The organism is Psychrobacter sp., from assembly GCF_030454045.1.
Taxonomy (GTDB): Bacteria; Pseudomonadota; Gammaproteobacteria; order Pseudomonadales; family Moraxellaceae; genus Psychrobacter.
Genome location: NZ_JAKDJE010000121.1, coordinates 1 through 4849, shown reverse-complemented (window position 1 = coordinate 4849; position 4849 = coordinate 1). Strand labels below are relative to the sequence as shown.

The following is a 4849-nucleotide window of genomic DNA, read 5'->3' as shown; positions in this document are numbered from 1 at the left end:
ATTGTTTTATGATGTTTGCCCTAACCATAACAATTTTATTTTGAGCTGACTATAACCCCTTACGATGATTACAAAGGTATAGAAGAGCAGATTTATCAAACTTTTTGCAAAATTGAAAATGGTAAAAGCCGTCCAGTTTGGTTATGGCAAAATCTGATACAAGAAACGTATTCAATAGAAATCAAAGATTCTCTCGAGAATTACTTGTTACGTCTAATTCAGCCGAATAAAAGCATTTGGTCTGGTGTCACAGGAACATTCAAGGAGCGTTCAAAAATCTGGTTTTACGAGGGTAAAATTGAGGCAATAATAAAAATACTCGATGAAATCTGCTTCTTTGACGAGTGCTATTTTGTTTCTAAAAATTATGATTGGCTCATCTGTAACAATCACCATGACATCTTGATGGCCACAGGTGAAGATATGCCACACAAATTGAAAGCTATAGAAAATGTAGCAAAGAATAAAGGATAAGATAATGAGCTTAAAACAAACGTTAAAAAAGGCCAAGCAAATTGAGAGACAGCTAGACAAGCAGACTGAATCAGGTGCACAGCACTCGCTAGGCGCAATGAAACCGCGTAATTATCTAGCGCTTGATCCGCTGTTAAGAAAGGGTGGTCTTCATGAAAAGGAGGATATCGATATTGTCCGCAAGAAACGTCGTCTTGAGACCAAGCAGCAGCTACGAAAGACAGATTGGTTATCAGAATAGTGATGGTTAACATTCACCCGCAAAAAAGCCGTTCACTATAATAGCGAACGGCTTTTTTATTCTTACTCAAACTTATAATTTAACCATTGTTACCTTAACCACTATGCTAATACTTCGATTAGCTCGCCTTTTACCATGTGCGGACTGACAAAATCGGTGACACGTACGCTGACAATTTTACCAAGCAGCTCATCACTGCGCTCAGGATCGTAAGGGAACATCACCGTACGGGTGTTGTCTGCTGTACCGATTAGGCAATCTGGATGGCGATTGGCGACTTGTTCAACCAATACGCGAGTCGTTGTACCGACCATCTCATGCGTTTTAGCCAATGTCGAGTCAACGATCACTTTTTGAAACTCCGCCAAACGTGCTTTTTTGGTGGTGAAGCTCACATCATCTGGCAGCTCTGCCGCTGGCGTGCCCGGACGCTTGGAGTAGATAAAGCTGTATGAGTGATCGAAGTTCAATTCTTTTGCCAAGTTTAACGTGTCTTGGAAATCCTCATCAGTCTCACCAGGAAAGCCAATGATAAAGTCGCTTGATAAGTGAATATCTGGGCGAATGGCTTTTAATTTATTAATCTGATCGATATACACATCGATGGTATGGTTACGTTTCATCGCCGCCAAAATCGCGTTTGAGCCACTTTGTACAGGTAGATGCAGATGCGATACCAGCTCTGGCAATTGTGCATAAGCGTCAATGATATCATCGGTAAACTCAAGTGGATGGCTGGTGGTATAACGAATACGTTCCACACCATCAACGTGCGAGACATAATGCAGCAGCTCAGCGAAACGGCAAATACTGCCATCGTCTTTTTCGCCGCGATAGCCGTTGACGTTTTGACCAAGTAGATTGATTTCGCGGATACCTTGCGCGGCAAGGCTATCAATCTCTGCCAGCACATCGTCAAGTGGACGCGACAATTCTTCACCGCGTGTATAAGGAACGACGCAGAATGAGCAATATTTTGAGCAGCCTTCCATGATTGAGACAAAAGCTTTATATCCTTCGACTCTTGGCTCAGGCAAAAAGTCAAACTTCTCAATACTTGGGAAAGACACATCAATCGTGCCAATACGGTTTTTGGGTGACACGTGGCGCTGATCGTTGGATTGATCATACAGCTCAGGCAGACGGTGCAAGGTTTGCGGGCCAAAGACCATATCGACATATGGCGCGCGTTTTTGAATATTATCCCCTTCTTGTGAGGCCACGCAGCCGCCAACACCAATCACGAGATCAGGACGTTTTTCTTTGAGTTTGCGCCAGCGCCCAAGCTCTGAAAACACCTTTTCTTGCGCTTTTTCGCGGATAGAGCAGGTATTCATCAACAGCACGTCGGCTTCATCAATGTTGTGCGTCACTTGCATGCCGTGCGAGTCACCCAAGACATCGAGCATTTTGTCCGAGTCATAGACATTCATCTGACAGCCTTGGGTGGTGATGAATACCTTCTTGGTTGCGGCTTTTTCGACGGGCGCTTGGGCTGAACTTTGCTCCTTGAGTGCAGTGACAGCACGTGCGGTGACAGTCGTCTCAGCAACAGCATCATCATCGATGCGGGGATTGAATACAGTAACACTCATAAGGGGAAGTCCATGATTGACCAAAAATATAACGGAGTAGCCGATTAACAGGTGGCGTATTTTATCACAACCCTGTACTAATGTGAAAAATTAGCACCGACAATAAACCCTCAGTATGACAAATAATTCATAGCAGTATCAATTATTTACTACGACTGATGCTCACCATTCATAAAACCACCACTCTTTATCATTGCTATGTTACCCCGTGCTGTCCTATTTATTAACAAAAGGTAAAGGAGATAGTTGAAAGCACAATGAGTATAGTATGATGATTGCGATACCCTTGGCGGTACTTAGCGAACCGTTATTCAAATATTTGTAGAGATATTATAAAGAGAGTCAGTATGACAAAGTTGCGTGTTGCTCATAGCATCAAGGATGAAGAATTTACCAGTCAAAAGCAGACGTCGAAACGACTCACAGTAGGCTCGTTGTGGATAAGCGCATTGAGTGTGGCAACCGCTATAAGCGCGCTTGGTATGTCACAAGTGGCTTGTGCAGAGCTGACGTGGGGTGATGAGGAGAGCTATCAACAAGAGGGTAACTATCAGCAAGACCGTAGTATTGACTCATTTATGGCAGCGGCTATCGCAGCGGATCGTGGGGATGTGGGGGCGCTCTATAATTATGAGCAAATCATGAGCGGCGGTCTATTTGCCATGTATCCAACCTATTGGCGAATGAATTTAGATCTCAATTCACAAAGTTCAGCGGCCGTATCACAGTTTGTGCGTCAGTATCCAGATACGGTCATGGCTGAGAAGTTGGTGGCTGATTTTGCGGAGACTAAAGCGGGTTCAAATGACTACGCCTCGGTTAGACAAGTGGCAAATCTGATTACCAATGCTGATGCCAGTGAGCGCTGCGCTATTGCCCTCGGATTCAATAATGGCGGTGATACCATGCGCGCCATGGCAGCCAAATCTGATGTTTGGCTCACCACCAAAAAGCAGCCAGCCCTTTGTGAGCAGCTAGCGATGGAGATGAATAACAACGCGCTGATTAGCAATCAGGATCGCGCCGCTCGACTCAAGCGGATGCTGCGTGTCGGTAAGACAGGCGACATCATGGCATTGTCATCGCGCTTAGGGACACCGATTGCCTATTCGGCGCTTAGTGAAATTCAGCTCAACCCCTCATCGTTTTTTAGCCGCTTTGGCCGTGAGCCTGCCAGTCAAACCAATCAATACCTATATTTATATGCCCTTGGCCGTATCGCAGACAAATCTTATCGAGAGGCGGCCCTGCAGTTAGACTTCGATATCAAGCAAGACAATCAGCGCGCTGTCAAACTATTAAATGATGAAACGCGTCGTTACGCTTACCGTATTATTGGGGTCAAGCGTATGAATCATAATACCGATGACGGCTTTAATGCTGAGGCTGTTGATTGGTTCCGCAATAGCTTGGATGACGATTTTAACTTTGAAGAAGCGGAAGACTACGCCATGGCGGCGATTCGTTTTGGGCGCTGGGATGATGTGGTTGAGGCCATCGCACAGATGGATGGTGAGACTCAGAAAGACAGTCAATGGCAATACTGGCTGGCACGCGCCTATGAGCAATCAAGCAATAGCAGTAAGCGCAATACCGCCAAAAAAATGTATCAAAACCTAGCAAAAAGTAATGACTATTATGGATTGATGGCAAAAGACAGAATCGGCCAGCGTTTTGATGCCAGTCGTCTAGGCGGTAGCAACCTGCCCGATGTCAGTACCGCAGAACGTGCTCGCGTTATGCAAGACGCTAACTTTGCTCGCGCTTTCGCGCTATATAATTCTGATGCCAATCGCGCCTATGCCAATCGCGAGTGGAACTGGGCGGTGAAGCAGGCTCGTGATAATCGTGATGACAATCTCATTATCGCGGCGGCGCGTCAAGCGTATGATATGGGCTGGCTTGATCGAGCGATTTATGCCGTCGATAATACCGATAGAGTCAATAGCTTGGCACTTTCGCACCCTATGCCGCACCAAGAGTCAGTGGTGCGTTATAGTCAATCAGCTGGCATTGATCCGGCGTGGGCTTACGGAATCATGCGTCAAGAGAGCCGTTTTGTGTCTTCTGCACGCTCAAACGTGGGCGCCAGCGGATTGATGCAAGTCATGCCTGATACGGCAAAATACATTGCGCGTAACTTAGGTGAGACTTATAGTGCGAGCCGTGCCAATAGTGGCGATACCAACATTCGTTATGGTACTTGGTATATGGGTGACATTTTGAGTAAGCTAAACTACCAGCCAGTACTGGCAACCGCAGGGTACAATGCTGGACCCAATAATGCTAAACGCTGGCAACCAGCTTACGGCTCGCTGGCGGCAGATCAATATGTAGAGTCGATTGCCTTTCCTGAAACACGTAACTATGTCAAACACGTGATGGAAAATGCCACTATTTATAGCAGTCTTTTGGGCCGTGGTCAGCCAATCAGCCAACGCATGGGTACAATTCCTGCAGGATTTTAATCAGTGAATTCATATTTAGGGCGTGTTGAACATTCGCAAATAGGCACTGCTGATCACTAAAATTGTTCCAG

4 protein-coding genes are annotated in these 4849 nt (G+C 45.7%); 3 read left to right on the top strand and 1 reads right to left on the bottom strand.

Annotated features, from left to right (window positions below):
• Positions 1-45 precede the first annotated feature (45 nt).
• Positions 46-474 (top strand): DUF6756 family protein, encoded by a 429-nt coding sequence (locus tag L0G63_RS13720; protein WP_367618370.1) that lies wholly within the window; start codon positions 46-48, stop codon positions 472-474.
• Between the two features lie 4 nt (positions 475-478).
• A complete protein-coding gene (locus L0G63_RS13415; protein ID WP_301451107.1) occupies positions 479-715 on the top strand; it encodes a hypothetical protein in 237 nt (78 codons plus the stop codon).
• A 101-nt stretch (positions 716-816) separates the two neighbouring features.
• On the opposite strand, the gene miaB is transcribed toward L0G63_RS13415, so the two are convergent.
• On the bottom strand, positions 817-2310 hold the full coding sequence (gene miaB / locus L0G63_RS13410; protein ID WP_301451106.1) for a tRNA (N6-isopentenyl adenosine(37)-C2)-methylthiotransferase MiaB: 1494 nt from the start codon (positions 2308-2310) through the stop codon (positions 817-819).
• Between the two features lie 347 nt (positions 2311-2657).
• Between miaB and L0G63_RS13405 the strand changes: the two genes are divergently transcribed.
• Positions 2658-4778 carry a lytic transglycosylase domain-containing protein gene (locus L0G63_RS13405; RefSeq protein ID WP_301451105.1) on the top strand — a complete coding sequence of 707 codons (2121 nt, stop codon included), beginning with the start codon at positions 2658-2660 and terminating at the stop codon, positions 4776-4778.
• Positions 4779-4849 lie beyond the last annotated feature (71 nt).

Coding starts and splice junctions, on each gene's coding strand:
- L0G63_RS13415 (WP_301451107.1), top strand. CDS start 479: ATGAGCTTAAAACAAACGTTAAAAAAGGCCAAGCAAATTGAGAGACAG.
- miaB (WP_301451106.1), bottom strand. CDS start 2,310: ATGAGTGTTACTGTATTCAATCCCCGCATCGATGATGATGCTGTTGCT.
- L0G63_RS13405 (WP_301451105.1), top strand. CDS start 2,658: ATGACAAAGTTGCGTGTTGCTCATAGCATCAAGGATGAAGAATTTACC.